At 61.0% G+C, this 14,023-nt stretch carries 13 protein-coding genes; 5 read left to right on the forward strand and 8 right to left on the reverse strand.

Annotated elements, in window-relative coordinates; genetic code table 11:
- Window positions 1–58 precede the first annotated feature (58 nt).
- Both QF039_RS01015 and QF039_RS01020 read left to right on the forward strand, forming a co-directional pair.
- Window positions 59–532, forward strand: coding sequence for a hypothetical protein (locus tag QF039_RS01015; RefSeq protein WP_307516597.1), 474 nt, complete (start codon window positions 59–61; stop codon window positions 530–532).
- Window positions 522–917, forward strand: a complete 396-nt coding sequence (locus QF039_RS01020; RefSeq protein ID WP_102368169.1) for a DUF1640 domain-containing protein — start codon at window positions 522–524, stop codon at window positions 915–917. Before QF039_RS01015 ends, QF039_RS01020 begins: the two co-directional genes overlap by 11 nt.
- A gap of 44 nt (window positions 918–961) precedes the next feature.
- On the opposite strand, the gene QF039_RS01025 is transcribed toward QF039_RS01020, so the two are convergent.
- Complete coding sequence (locus QF039_RS01025) at window positions 962–2,212, reverse strand: aspartate aminotransferase family protein (RefSeq protein ID WP_307516599.1); 1,251 nt, start codon at window positions 2,210–2,212, stop codon at window positions 962–964.
- Between the two features lie 106 nt (window positions 2,213–2,318).
- Window positions 2,319–3,215 (reverse strand): LysR substrate-binding domain-containing protein, encoded by an 897-nt coding sequence (locus QF039_RS01030; protein WP_102605928.1) that lies wholly within the window; start codon window positions 3,213–3,215, stop codon window positions 2,319–2,321.
- A 144-nt stretch (window positions 3,216–3,359) separates the two neighbouring features.
- Here QF039_RS01030 and QF039_RS01035 point away from each other — a divergent pair, with 144 nt between their 5' ends.
- Entirely contained in the window at window positions 3,360–4,388 is a 1,029-nt protein-coding gene (locus tag QF039_RS01035) for an amino acid ABC transporter substrate-binding protein (protein ID WP_008438485.1), read from the forward strand.
- 4 nt (window positions 4,389–4,392) lie between these two features.
- On the opposite strand, the gene QF039_RS01040 is transcribed toward QF039_RS01035, so the two are convergent.
- From QF039_RS01040 to QF039_RS01055, 4 genes are all read right to left on the reverse strand, one after another.
- The gene (locus QF039_RS01040; protein ID WP_023659140.1) at window positions 4,393–5,406 is read right to left on the reverse strand and encodes a diguanylate cyclase; all 1,014 of its coding nucleotides are present in this window, start codon (window positions 5,404–5,406) and stop codon (window positions 4,393–4,395) included.
- 137 nt (window positions 5,407–5,543) lie between these two features.
- Window positions 5,544–7,463 carry an alkaline phosphatase D family protein gene (locus QF039_RS01045; protein ID WP_307516603.1) on the reverse strand — a complete coding sequence of 640 codons (1,920 nt, stop codon included), beginning with the start codon at window positions 7,461–7,463 and terminating at the stop codon, window positions 5,544–5,546.
- A gap of 137 nt (window positions 7,464–7,600) precedes the next feature.
- Window positions 7,601–7,846 (reverse strand): hypothetical protein, encoded by a 246-nt coding sequence (locus tag QF039_RS01050; RefSeq protein ID WP_003210371.1) that lies wholly within the window; start codon window positions 7,844–7,846, stop codon window positions 7,601–7,603.
- The gene (locus QF039_RS01055) at window positions 7,836–8,624 is read right to left on the reverse strand and encodes a VacJ family lipoprotein (RefSeq protein ID WP_307516605.1); all 789 of its coding nucleotides are present in this window, start codon (window positions 8,622–8,624) and stop codon (window positions 7,836–7,838) included. Before QF039_RS01055 ends, QF039_RS01050 begins: the two co-directional genes overlap by 11 nt.
- A 164-nt stretch (window positions 8,625–8,788) precedes the next feature.
- Here QF039_RS01055 and QF039_RS01060 point away from each other — a divergent pair, with 164 nt between their 5' ends.
- Window positions 8,789–9,499 (forward strand): response regulator, encoded by a 711-nt coding sequence (locus tag QF039_RS01060; RefSeq protein ID WP_023659139.1) that lies wholly within the window; start codon window positions 8,789–8,791, stop codon window positions 9,497–9,499.
- Window positions 9,496–10,815 (forward strand): ATP-binding protein, encoded by a 1,320-nt coding sequence (locus QF039_RS01065; RefSeq protein ID WP_008438475.1) that lies wholly within the window; start codon window positions 9,496–9,498, stop codon window positions 10,813–10,815. The genes QF039_RS01060 and QF039_RS01065 overlap by 4 nt, the downstream gene beginning before the upstream one ends.
- A 356-nt stretch (window positions 10,816–11,171) precedes the next feature.
- Here the strand turns inward: QF039_RS01065 and QF039_RS01070 are convergent, their stop codons facing one another.
- On the reverse strand, window positions 11,172–13,400 hold the full coding sequence (locus tag QF039_RS01070; protein ID WP_307516607.1) for an ATP-binding protein: 2,229 nt from the start codon (window positions 13,398–13,400) through the stop codon (window positions 11,172–11,174).
- Complete coding sequence (locus tag QF039_RS01075; protein ID WP_307516609.1) at window positions 13,397–14,011, reverse strand: biliverdin-producing heme oxygenase; 615 nt, start codon at window positions 14,009–14,011, stop codon at window positions 13,397–13,399. The genes QF039_RS01070 and QF039_RS01075 overlap by 4 nt, the downstream gene beginning before the upstream one ends.
- Between the last annotated feature and the right edge of the window lie 12 nt (window positions 14,012–14,023).

A 14,023-nucleotide genomic window follows, 5' to 3' on the forward strand; every position in this document is an offset into this window, starting at 1 on the left:
TTGAAACGCAAACAGCGGCCTGGCGCGTTCGCACAAGGGCGTTGAACACGGGCGGTCGATGGTTTGGTGGAATGATGAAACGTTTCAGTTTGTTGCTGACAAGGATAAAGCCCTGGCGCGGGGAGAGAAAGGGCTAAACGGAAGATGGATTCTTTCGGATTTGGTAATAGTGCGCTGGATCGTCGGATTTGGTAGCAATCTGTGCGTTGGTTTGTGTTTGAGGGCGTGGTTATCTGCGTCACCAAAACAGATGGGGGTCGACATGGAAGGCGACGACAACGTGGGTGAGGCAAAGGCCGTAACAGCCGGGGAACTAGTCATTATTCTCGGTCAGTATCACAGTGCAATGTCCAGACTGGGCTCCGGGATCATCAGTTTGTCCGGTGCTCTGAAACACAGTGAAAATGCCGAAGTGAAAGAGGCGGCAGATGAGGCTTGGTTAAAACTGAATGAGTTTATCGATTACATGGACAGCGTCGCTGATGATTTAAACGCGTTGGCCAAGGAAAAAGGCATCCCAAATGGCGAATGACCTCAAGAATAATGTGAGTTATCTTCGACACGAGTATCGTCAAGCCTCTTCACTCGAGAGTACCCGCAAAAGTGGTGGAGGCAGCGGAGGAGGAAACGACTTGGAAAAGCGTATTGATACGATTGAAAAAGCACTTCCTGATATACGCGATCGGCTTTCGCGAGTAGAGACGAAGCTCGATGGCATAAAAGAACAGATGGTGACCAAGGCTGACCTGATCGCCACAAGGGCCGAGTTTCGTGAAGACACATCAGGGCTGCGTCTTGAGATCGCCAATTTCAGGACAGACATGCAATCAATGGAAACCCGTATCCTGAAATGGTTTGTTGGAACTGCGGGCGTTCTGTCTGCCATCGCCTTTGGCGTCGCCCGACTCGTCCACTGACGTTTTCCGTTCGAAGCCCGGCTTCCCGCCGGGCTTTCTGGTTTTTAAGCCAACTTCGCCAAACACTCTTCAAGAATATCCAGCCCTTCCTCCAGCACCGCCGCTTCAATCGTCAACGGCGCCAGCAGGCGGATGATATGCCGCGATTTGCCGCTGGGCATCAGCAACAAACCCGCCTCGCGGGCCAGTGCCAGCAGCTGGGCCAGTTGTTGTGGCGCCGGGCTGCCGTCGGCGTTGCCCAGTTCGATGCCACGCATGGCGCCCACGCCGGTCAAGCGGCCGAGGTAGGGGGAGAGCCTTTTCGAACACCATGATTCATAGCGACTGACGATCGCTTCTTCCTGCTGCGCGCCCCAACCTTGCAGGTGCTCGTCCGTCATTTCATCCAGGGTGGCCAAGGCCGCCGCGCAGGCAATCGGGTTACCGGAGTAGGTGCCGCCGAGGCCGCCTTTGGGCAGGTTGTCGAGCAATGTCTTGCGACCCACCACCGCACCCAACGGCACACCGCCGGCGATGCTTTTGCCCAGCAGGATCAGGTCCGGTTCGATGCCCAGGCGTGAGAAGGCGAAGCGCTGGCCGGTGCGGCCGAAGCCGGACTGGATTTCATCGGCAATCAACAGGATGTTTTTCTCATCGCAGAAGCGTCGCAGGGCCTGGGCAAATTCCACGTCCAGCGCCAGGAAACCACCTTCGCCCTGCACGGGTTCGATGATGAAACAGGCCACGTCGTCGACGTCGATTTCCACGCTGAACAGGCGGTCCATCGCCTTGAGTGCTTCGCCGCAGGTCACACCGTTGTCGCGGCTGGGGTAGGGCAGGTGGAACACCGGCCCCGGCAATACGCCGACTTTTTGCTTGTATGGCGCGACCTTGCCGTTGAGATTGAGCGTCGCCAGCGTGCGCCCATGAAACGCACCGTCAAAGGCGATGACGGCGGTGCGGCCAGTGGCGCCGCGGACAATTTTCAGGGCGTTTTCCGCCGCTTCCGCGCCACTGTTGGTGAGCATGCCACTGACCGGGTAATCCACCGGGATGAATGCGGTAAGACGGTCCATCAGTTCGATGTAGGGCGCGTGAGGCGCAGCATTGAAGGCGTAGTGGGTGAGCCTGGTGGCCTGGTCGCGGATCGCCTCCACCACACGCGGGTGGCAGTGGCCCAGGTTGAGCACGCCGATGCCGCCGACGAAATCGATGAAGCGCTTGCCGGTGGTGTCCCAGACTTCGGCGTTCCGGCCATGGCTGAGGCTGATGGGGTGGACGATGGAAATCGACTGGCTGATGGTTTCGCGGCTCATGGATCCGGGACTCAAGAATAGGATGCGTCCTTTTATCTAAGCCGTGAGCCGCCTTGCCCCGCAAACGAAATAAAGTCGCCGGGTCATTATTAAAAGTCGGGATGTGCTATGGCGAGGGAGCAAGCTCCTTCGCCACATCCACCATCCAGTTCAGGAACGCCTTCACTTTCGGGATCTCCCCGGCATGTTCGGCATGGGCGATAAAGTGCGCGCCGGCACTCGGCATTCTGTAATCCCAGGGGATCATCAGGCTGGCGTTCGCCAATTCCTCGGCCACCAGATACTGCGGCACCAACGCCACGCCGTACCCCGATTGCGCGGCGCGGATGCACATGTAGAACGTGTCGAAACGCGGCCCGTGGTAGCTGTTTTGCGAGTGCAGGCCCTGTTCCAGAAACCACTCGTGCCAGGCTTCCGGGCGCGAGGTGCATTGCAGCAAGGTGTGGCGGGACGAGGCGTCGCTGCCAGCGGCAACAAACCCGGGGGCACAGACCGGCACCACGGCTTCGCGAAACAACTCGATGCAAGTTGCCCCCGGCCACGCTCCCTGGCCGAAGAAAAACGCGATATCCGCCTTGGCCTGCAACACGTCGAACGGCTCCAGTTCGTTGCGCACGTCCAGGTGGATATTGGGATGGCGCGCGGCAAAATCCTTGAGCTTGGGCACCAGCCAGCGGTCACCGAAGGTCGGCTGGGTGGCGATGCGCAGCACTTCGGTCTCGCCACCGTAGGTGAGGATGTAGCGGCTGGAAATATCTACCTGGTTGAGGATCTTGCGTACTTCCTCCAGGTACAGCGAGCCCGCCGGCGACAGGTACAAGCGCTGGCGTACTCGCTGGAACAGCGGGTGGCAGAGCATCTCTTCGAGCTGTGCCACCTGCTTGCTCACCGCGCTCTGGGTCAGGTGCAGTTCTTCGGCCGCGCGGGTGAAACTCAGGTGGCGGGCGGCGGCTTCGAAGCACTGCAGGGCGGTCATCGAAGGGGTCAAGCGTTTCGAGATCATGAGAAGTTCATTCCAAATCGGAAGGAGCCTTTGCCTAAACGTCGTTTGTGGCCAAGGTGTAAAGCCGTTGATACTGACCGGCAACACTATAAACGGCGCGGGTTTGTGGCGCCGAATAATAAAGACCGACAGGGAGCGCCTTGCATGAAGCACATGAAATCCACGTTGGCGGCATTCACCGCCGCAGCACTATTGGGGCTGGCCGCAAGCGCACACGCGGGGGCGACCCTGGATGCGATCCAGAAGAAGGGTTTTATCCAGTGTGGGGTCAGTGATGGGTTACCGGGTTTTGGCGTGCCGGACGCCAACGGCAAGATGACCGGCATTGATGTGGACGTGTGCCACGCCGTCGCTGCAGCACTCTTTGGTGATGCGTCGAAGGTGAAGTTCAGCCAGTTGACCGCCAAGGAGCGTTTCACTGCGTTGCAATCCGGCGAGATCGACCTGATTTCCCGCAACACCACCTGGACCAGTTCCCGTGACGCGGGCATGGGCATGGTGTTCACCGGCGTGACCTACTACGACGGCATCGGGTTCCTGGTGAACACCAAGCTCGGTGTGAAGAGCGCCAAGGACCTGGACGGCGCGACCATCTGCATCCAGGCCGGCACCACCACCGAGCTGAACGTCTCGGATTACTTCCGCGCCAACGGCCTGAAGTACACGCCGATTACCTTCGACACTGCTGACGAAAGTGCCAAGGGCCTCGAAGCGGGCCGCTGTGACGTGCTCACCACCGACCAGTCGGGGCTGTATGCCCAGCGGATCAAGATGGCTCACCCGGATGAGTTCGTCGTATTGCCTGAAGTGATTTCCAAGGAGCCATTGGGCCCGCTGGTGCGCAAGGGCGACGACGAGTGGTTCAGCATCGTCAAGTGGACGTTGTTCGCCATGCTCAATGCCGAGGAAATGGGCATCACTTCGCAGAACGTTGAAGAGCAAGCCAAGTCCAGCAAGAACCCGGACGTCGCCCGTTTGCTCGGCGCAGACGGTGACTACGGCAAGGACCTGAAACTGCGCAAGGACTGGGTCGTGCAGATCGTCAAGCAAGTGGGCAACTACAGCGAGGTGTTCGAGCGCAACATCGGCCAGGGCAGCGTGCTGAAGATCAAGCGCGGCCTTAATGCCCTGTGGAGCAACGGCGGGATCCAATATGCGCCGCCGGTTCGCTGAGGTTTCACGAAGAAACCGTGTCCTTGCCCGCCGCCTTGGAGCGATACAACGCCTGATCGGCCCTGGCCATCAGGCAGGCGGGTGACTCATCGTTGCGTCGCTCTACCACGCCGAGGCTCAACGTCACCTTGAAGCTGCCCACGGCGGGCAAGTCCTTGAGCGCACAGCGCATCCGCTCGGCCAATTCCCGCGCGGTCTCCAACGTGCTTTTGGGCACGATGACCATGAATTCATCGCCGCCCCAGCGGGCCAGCAAGTCGCCGTGGCGAATGCAGGCCTCCAGGCATTCCACCACGCGCACCAGGGTTTCATCGCCTACTGCATGGCCGTGCTGATCGTTGATGGGCTTGAAGTCGTCAATGTCCATGGCGATCAGCGACAGCGGCAGGCGAAACCGTTGGGCGCGAGCGCACTCTTCCAGCAGGACGCGTTCAAGGCGGTAACGATTGGCCACGCGAGTCAAGGCGTCGCGTTCGGCCAGGGAGCGATTCTCGTCCAGTTGCAACTGCAGTTGTTGATTGACACGCGACAGCTCGCGGGTGCGCTCGGCCACCAGGGCTTCAAGGGATTGATTGCGGCGCTCCAGCTGTTCGATGGACTGTTTGCGCGCCTGGATACTGCGGTGGGCGCCGACCATGCGTGCCACCGAGCCGTCGTCGTTACGTGCGATCACGTAGCCGCGGTCTTCGATCCACAGGTAGGAGCCGTCTTTCTTGCGGCAGCGGTATTCGGCTTGATAGTGAGTGGTGCGGCGGTTGATGTAGTTATCAAACAGCACCATCACTTGGGGATAGTCATCGGGATGAATCACGTTTTCCCAGGTGAATACGCTGTTTTCCAGGGAGTGATGGGCATAGCCGAGCATTTCGTACCAGCCGGGGTTGCGGTAGACGAACCCGGTGTTGGCGTTCCAGTCCCAGATCCCGTCGCTGACCAGCTCCATGATGGCATGCAGCATGTCGGCGTTAAGGTCGCAAAAGTCCTTCCTTGACGGTTCGCTGCCGGATGTATCGTCCATTGCGCACTCCCTGCGTGGACTGGCTCCTGGGGCCAGCCAAAATTGATGCCGATACTCCGTGGCTGGCGGTACTGTACAACGGCGCCTTGGCGCTTAGAAGGGGGTCTTTGGTCTAGTGAGAATGTGGCTAAAAGCCACTACTTGCTTGGGTTCAGCTTCTGATCAGGCGCCGCCATCCTGGTCCTGGGCGCCCCATTGGCATTGTGCTGATAAATCGCCTCAGGCTGCCCCTGCCGGTTAAAAAACACCTGCCCGATCCCGGCAGAATTCCAGAGCCGTTCGCCCGCTTCAGCGTGTTCCGGAATATGCGGCACTACCTGCATGAGTCGGCGACGGGTGAACCAGTTCAGCGGTGAGCGCGGTGAGTAGAGCCATCGATTGAGACGGTCGAACCATTCCAGCAAGCGCGGCGGGAATTCGTTCTTGATGCCGCTGCTGGTGATCTGCCAGATTTTTGGACCGGCATTGCGGTGGCGAATCAGCACTTCATAGACGAACGAATAGTGCACGTCTCCCGAGAGGATCACATAGTTGCCCGGTGTGCGGGAGTGACGAAAGATGTTGAGGATCACCTGTGCCGCGCCGCGATGGGCCATCCAGTTTTCCGCGTCCACCAGCAGCGGGTAGCCGCACCAGCTGAAGGCCTTCTGCACGGTTTCGATCAGTTTGACGCCGAAGATCGGCGCCGGTGAAACGATGATCGCGCAAGGGTGATCCAGCAGCTCCTGTTGCAGTTCGCTCAGCGCTTCCCAGTCCAGCAGGCCGGAGGGTTGCTTGAGGTTGAACTCGCTGCGCCAGCGCCGGGTACGGGTGTCGAGCACTACCAGTGCGGGGGTGGTGGGCAGCACGTAATGCCATTGCTGGAACTTCAGCAGGTCATCCACCAGCTCATCTTGAGCGACAGGCGGCAGGTAGTTGTCGTGGGCCTGTGTGGTGAGCGCCAGGGTTTTGCCGATCACCGTATCGAACGCATCCGGGTTATTGCCCCAGCCCTGGCACAGCATGTAGGCCAGCAGTGCGTTGCCGATGATGCGCTTGGAGAACGGATGCCCGTAGGCGGTTTCTTCCCATTGGGCGCTGAGGTTCCAGTCGTCGGTGATGTCGTGATCATCGAAGATCATCAGGCAGGAGAGGTGGGCGAACACCCTGGCCACGCCACCCAGGCCGTCACGGAACGTGTCGATCTGCACTTGCTCGTGCCCATAGCGTACGTGCCCTTCGGCGCGCAGTTGCGGCGCTTGCGGTGTGATCAGCTGCCACGGTACGGGCGACCACGCCAGCAGGTACATCGCCATGACTTCGGCAAAAGTCACCAAGTGGTTGTCGGCGCTGCTGCTGGTGAAAATAGGCTTCTTCACCCCGCCAAAAAAACGCTCGCGCAGGGTCTCGTTGCTCTTCAGGGCGGGCAACAGGTCGGCTCGATGGTAGTAGCTGGCGGCATGCTCATAAAGCGCGGCGCTGTTGTCGACGACGGCACCGTCGAGGTGTTCATCGAACAGGCCGAGGCGCGTGATCAGCGCATGAATGGCCCGCAGCATCGGCCCCGCGACATCGTCGGCGTAGACCTGGTCGCCACTCATCATCAACAAGGCCGGGCGTTCCTCCAGGGTGTTCGATTCGGCCAGCAGCCGGTCGACACACAGCAAACCGTCGGCTGCGCTGTGATGGGGCTTGCGGCAGGAACCGTGGACCAATTGGTGGATGCGGCTGTGCAGGACGAAATGCGGGCCTTGTGCGCCCGGGTAGAGCAGGTGCGGCGCCCATTCGGCGATACTGGCACGGTTTACCAGCAGGTCGTAGCCTATGCTCACGTCCTGGGGCAGGGCTTCCGCCAGCGGTACGTCGATCAGGTGGATAAAGGCCTGGCGCCCGACGGGCACCACCTTGCATTGGCCGGCGTCCAACTCGATATCGAGCGCCGCGCCTTGGGCGACTTGCAGCCTCAGGGTCAATGCCAGGGGACGACTTCCCACCAGCCACATCACCAGGCGCCGCGGTTCCAGGCGTCGCAGCAACGGGCCGGCGAGTACAGCGGGAAGTGTGTCGGGGTGAGGCATCAAGGCAACGGCTCTGGGCAAGGTTGGGCCGAAAAGGTAACGCATTGAATGTCAGCGTTTTGTTAAGGCGCGATACCCGGGCGAGCCGCAAATTACCCGGCGCCCACTGGCCCGGGCTATAAACCTTTCATCTCAAATCATGACTGCGTGGCGCAGGTCTCGCCTTCGGCAATCATCCAGCGCAGCACTTCGGCCAGGGCCACACTGTGCTGGCGCTCGACCCAGCGCACACCCTGCGGGCTGTACCGTTCGACATAGCGGCTCAGCACCAGGCGGCCCTGCTCCGACGACAGGCTCAGGCGGGTCTCCCGGCAGAGCAGGGCGCTGGTCCCGCGTTTACGAACCTGACGTTGCAGGACCAGTGAGCTTGATTCAGAAATCATCGCCGGCTCCCTGTGCACAATTATCGGCCTGAGGCGATGTCGCCCCCTGCTTGCCCTCCAGCACAAAGGCCGCGCGGTGTTCGGCCACCACGTTGCGCAAGGCACTGTAGTAGTCCGGCAGCTTTTGCAGGCTGTCGGTCAGCGGCAGCAACGAGGCGCGCGTGTCCACTGTGCCACCCACCAGGCTGATGGTGCCCAGGGTTTGCACGGTATCGCTGTCGCCCAGCGGCGCCACCAGGAAGTTCAGGACCTTGCCCGCCGCATCGCGGCTGTTGCCGGTGCCCAGCAACGGCAGTTCGACAATCGGTCCGTTGCCAATTCCCCACACGCCAAAGGTCTGGCCGAAGTCGGCGGTGTGGCGAGGGATGCCCAGCGGGTCCGAGACATCAATCAAGCCGACGATCCCCACGGTGCTGTTCACCGCAAAACGTCCCAGGGTGTTGATCGAGCGCCGTGGGTTGCCTTGCAGCAGGTCGTTGATGAAGACCTTGGGCTCGCTGAAGTTGCTGGCGAAGTTATGCACACCCTGCTGGAAAAACTCCGGCATGTATCGGTAGCCTCGGGCTACAGGCGCCAGGGCGTAGTCATCCACCGCGCGGTTGAAGGCGAACACGCCCCGGTTGACTGGTTCAGCGGGGTCATACACCGGGTAGGAAACCTGTGCGCAGCGTGTGGTACTCGTTACGTTGGCCGGGCTCGCGCAGCCTGTGAGGTAAGACACAGTCAGCAACAACACCGCCTGGCGAGCCAGGTGCTGGGGATACGTCAGCGAGCGCATGGGGTCAGTCTCCGGGAAAAGGAAGCCGATGCTGGCAGCCGCAGCTTGCGCAAAGATGTCTGCTTTATTGCGCCGTTGACGCTTTATTGCACGATTGAAATATATGACGGGCCGCGTCGAATGGTTTTAGATGGCGCATCGACAAGACCAAGTGATGCCCATCGGTGAGCCATCTTTTAATCGTGGACGATGACCTCGAGGTCCTCGCCCTGCTGAAGAAATTCTTCCTGCAACATGGCTACACGGTCGAGACCGCCGCCAATGGCGCCGAGCTGTGGGCGGCCATGGAGCGTACACCTGCCGACCTGATCATCCTCGACCTGATGCTGCCGGGGGATAACGGCCTGTTGCTGTGCCAGCGCCTGCGCCAGCAATACGCAACACCGGTGATCATGCTGACCGCCATGGGCGAACTGAGTGATCGCGTGGTGGGCCTGGAAATGGGCGCCGATGATTACCTGAGCAAACCTTTCGATGCCCGTGAATTACTTGCCCGGGTGCGCGCCGTACTGCGTCGGGCGGGTGAAAACCGGCCGACGTTGGGCGACGTGTCGCGCCCGCTGATTCGTTTCGCCGGCTGGCAACTGGACCTGACGCGCCGTGAGTTGCGCTCGCCGGACCAGGTGATGATCCCGTTGTCGTCCGGGGAGTTCGACCTGCTGCTGGTGTTCGTCGAACACCCGCAGCGCGTGCTCACCCGCGAGCAATTGCTGAACCTGGCGCGGGGCCATAGCCACGACGCGTTCGACCGCAGCATCGACGTGCAGGTCAGCCGCCTGCGACGCAAGCTGGAGTTCGACACCAAGCGCCCGGCGATGATTCGTACCGTGCGCAACGGTGGTTACCAGTTCACCGTCGCGGTGACCCGCTCATGAGCCGCTTCAAACCTCGGGACACCGTGGCCCGCTGGATTGCCCTGACCATCCTGATTGCGATGCTCACTGCGCTGGCCTTCAATGCGCTGTTTGTGCAACTGGCTGGCGTTTGGGCCAGGCCGCCTTTGGGTGAAACCGGCCTGTTGGAGAAGGTCGCGGTGATCGTGCGGATGATCGAAGCGGCGGAGCCGTCCCAGCGCGCGCAACTGACTCGGGCAGTGGCCGATGACAGCTTCAATGTGAGTTGGTCGGCCACCCGCACAGGCATTGATGTGCCGGTTCTGGAAGACCCGGGGTTTCACTCCGACCAGGTGTTCAAGCAGCTGCTCAAGGGGCCGGAGCGGCGAATGGAAGCCTACGAACCGTCCGACTGGCCTGGCCCCGGCGGGCGCTATGCGCTGGTGGTGCAGCTGGTGGATGAATCCTGGCTGATGTTCAGCGCGCCGTCGCGCAGCTGGGGCCTGGCGGAAGGCCCGCGAAGCCTGATCGTGCTGATGCTGGTACTGATTTCCACCGCGCTGGTCACGCTGATCGCCACCCGGCGCCTGGCCCGGCCGCTGCAGTATTTCGCCCAGGGTGTGCGACGTTTCGGCGCCGACTTTCGTGCGCCGCCTATCGAGCCGGTCGGCCCCCAGGAAATCCGCCAGGCGATTCTCGCGTTCAACGGCATGCAGGCGCAGTTGCAGCACTTCATCCAGGACCGCACCCAGATGCTCGCCGCGATTTCCCATGACCTGCGTGCGCCGCTGACCCGCCTGCGCCTGCGGGGGGAATTCATCGAAGATGCCGACCAGCAGCACCGCCTGTTCCGGGATGTCGACGAGATGCAGGCGATGATCAACACCGCGCTGGAATTCTTTCGCGACGATGCGCGCCTGGAACAGGCCACCCAACTGGACCTTGCGGAGTTGCTGCAAACGCTGATTGACGACTACCGCGACCAGTCCATCGACATCGGCTTCAATGGCCCGCCACGGCTGGTGTATTTCGGTCGTCCGCTGGGGCTCAAGCGAGTGATGACCAACCTGATGGACAATGCGATCCACTACGGGCTGGCGCCGGAGATTGAGCTGCAACAGAGCCCGGGAAGGGTGACGGTGCGGGTGCTGGACCGTGGCCCGGGCATCCCGCAGGAGCAGCATGAGCAGGTGTTCCTGCCGTTCTTTCGTCTGGAAGGTTCACGCAATAAAAGTACCGGGGGTGTCGGTTTGGGACTCTCCACGGCACGGGCGATCGTCCTGGAACACGGTGGAACGCTGACCCTGGAAAATCGCCCGTGCGGCGGGTTGGCCGCCGTGGTGGTGTTGCCGGTTTAGGAAGGCTTAACGGTCAGAGCAAATTGGGTCCCAAACCGCTCAGATTACTGCTGTTCGACTGAAAACTTTGCTGGTTGGAACTGCTACGCGAGGGCTCATCGTTTGGTTTGGGGGCCGGCTGAACAGGTTGGACGGGTTGAGTGGCTTGAGGCGAATGAGTGGGCCCATTGAAGGATTGGATATGGAAAGCGCTGCCAATGATTGGAAAGGACATAGATTTTGGCTCTCATTAGAAAGGACGTGAAGTGTGCGCATTCACCTCCCTTTGAGTGCGTCCTGATCAGTGGCCCTGGCCCGGTCCGGCGTTCCGGGCCTTTGGGTTTCCATATGCTTCGCCGTCTCGATGAGGCGCCGTTTCAAGCCGGCTTGGGCACCGTAAACCGAAACTCGCTGCCTCGCCCCAACTCACTTTCAGCCTCGATCCGCCCGCCGTGGGCCTGCACGATGCCTTGGGTGATGTACAAGCCCAGGCCGCTGCCGGTGGGATTGTTTTCGGTTTGCGTCCAGTAGCGATCAAACACGTGAGGCAACTGATCAGGGGCGATCCCTTCGCCGGAGTCACGCACCGAAAACACAATCTCTTCGCCATTGCTCAACGCACTGATGCCGATATTGCCCTGGCGCGGGGTGAACTTGATGGCGTTGCCGATCAGGTTCGACAGCACCTGGAACAACCGTTCCGGGTCGGCATGGATTTGCAGCCCGGGTTCGGCATTGAAGGACAGGTCGATGCCCTTTTCCATCGCCAGGGGCGCGAGCAGTGAATAGGCCTCCTCGAACATCTGGCTCACGTCCAGGGCCACCGGCTTGACGGTGTAGCGCCCGGCTTCGATCTTCGAGGTGTCGAGCAAATCTTCCAGCAGCACATTCATGCGCCCGGCGGCTTGTTGCATGGTATCGATGGCCGAGGAAATCCGTCGCGAGGTGTGTGGGCCATCGGAACTGAAGGCCTTTTGCATCATGCCGCAGAGCATCGAGATCACCGTCATCGGGTTGCGCAGGTCGTGGGAAACCACCGCCACCAGTTCATCCCGGGCGCGCACCGCCTGTTGTTCACGCAGCACCTGGCGGGCCAGGTCATTTTCCAGGGCCGAGCGGCGCAGGTCGTTGGCGGCGAAGCGGTCACCGTGGCTCCATTTGGTGGAAATGCCGGCCATCTCCACCTTCCAGATTTCAAACGAGGTGCGTGGGCGAAGGTGCAGGCCCGCGTCGGTGCTTTCCAGGTCCAGGGGTTTGTTCGGGTCGCCGCTCCAGTTGATGTTTTCCTTCACTTCGGGACGAAACCACAACACGCCGTTGTCCACCGGCTTGGGCAAGCTCATGGCCAGCACGCCACTGGCTACGTGCTGGTATTCAGCCGCCGGCGGGTAAACCGAGGCCAGGTTATGGCTGGCAAACACCGGCTGCCCGGTCTCTTGCAGCCACTTGTGCAGGGCGCGAATCTGCGCAGGTTCCGGGCAATTACCGTAACGGTGCAGTTGCTTGTCTTCGATGATCGCCACACCGCCTGCGAGGGTCAGGTCCATCAGCAATTGCGGACGCTGCGCCAGGCCATCGAAGACGTTTGCGGGCGAGGCCTGCATGGCCTGGCTGAGCAAGGCCAGGGCCTCGACTTTTTCTTCGCGCTGGCGGCTTAGGTCCAGGGCCTCCATGGCGCTGATCTGCAACGACAGCACCTGGCCGATGGTCTGGCACGCGGTGCGCAAATCATTGGGCACCAGCAGCGGCTGGCGGTTGCCGCAACTGATCAGGCCCCAGAGTTTGTCGCCGGCCATCAGGGAGATGCTCATGGACGACAGCACCCCCATGTTTTTCATGTACTGGCAGTGAATCGGCGACACGCTGCGCAGGGTGGCGAAGCTCAGGTCCAGGGGCTGGCCGGTGTCCGGGCGCAACCTGGGCACCAGCGGCACTGCCTCATAATCGGCATTGGGGATGATCCGCAGCCAATTGGTGCGGTACAGCTCCCGGGCTTGTTCGGGGATGTCAGACGCCGGGAAGAACAGGCCGTTGAACAATTCCATCGACGGGGCGGACGCTTCGGCGATCACCTGGCCGTGGCCTTCCTCTTCGAAACGATAAATCAGCACCCGGTCATAGCCGGTCATGGCCTGGATTTCGTTGACGCTGATTTCATACAAGGCTTGCAGGGTTTTCGCCGCCTGCAGGCGTTGCAGCATCTTGCCCAGGTTGCTGGTCCGGCCATTGAGTGCCCGCGGCTGGAAGTCCTTGAGCCGTGGTTCGAACTCCAGCACCAGTACATCCTGATGGCGGTGCAGCAAGCCTTCGAACTCGGCGCCGTTGAGGGTCATGTGCAGCGGTGCGGCGTCGAAAAAGCTGTTTTGCGTGACCATGGCCTGGACGGCTTCGGCATGTTCAATGCCGATCAATGTGTGCAGCGGCTGGCCCAGCAGGGATTCCGGTGAGTGGTTGAACAGTTCGGCTACGTTGGCGCTCACCTGCACGATATGCAGGTCCGGCTCGGACAGGGTCAGCAGCGCACCGTGGGGCTGGATGGCCCCCGGGAAGCGGATGGGTTCGTCTGCACAGTTGGCAAGCAACTCTTCAAAATCTTCGGGTTTCATAGCAGTACCTCCTGGCTGTCGAGCCATTGCTCAAAGCAGCTGAATGTCGAGCGGGCCGCGTTCACGGCGCGCAGTTTGGCGTGCGCATCGAGGGGCACATGGCTCAGGTAGTCGAGAAAGTCTTTCCAGCGCCGACCGGTTTCAGCGCCGTACACGTTGAGAAACGCGCCGCCGTTGTCGGCCTCCAGTCCCAGGCGCTGGGCCATTTCCCGGCGCAGGATCTGCCCGCCCAGGGTGGCGCCTTCCAGCACATACAGCGCGCCCAGGCAGGCGGCCGGCGTGTCGAGGAGCGGTAGCGACATGCAATGGGGAAGGGCGGCGATGGCTCGGGCGTCCAGGCCCAGGGCGTGAAGATCCGTCAGCAAGGTAGGAGTTTTGCGACGCAGCACCTGATCAAACCCCACGGGGATCAAGCCGCTGTCGTTCAGCGTCGTTTCCAGAGGGTTGTAGAACCCGTAATAGGCCTGGAGCAGGCGTTTATACCGAGTGTGATCCAGCTGCGGGGAGAAAAACGGCAAGCGCTTTTCCAGGGCGACGTGCAGTAAAGCGGTACCCGAGCGCAGGGCTTCAAGTACAGGGGGCGCACCAACGTCATGGGCCTGTGAATGCATTCAGTAAACTCG

The organism is Pseudomonas sp. W2I6 (assembly GCF_030815935.1).
Classification (GTDB): domain Bacteria; phylum Pseudomonadota; class Gammaproteobacteria; order Pseudomonadales; family Pseudomonadaceae; genus Aquipseudomonas.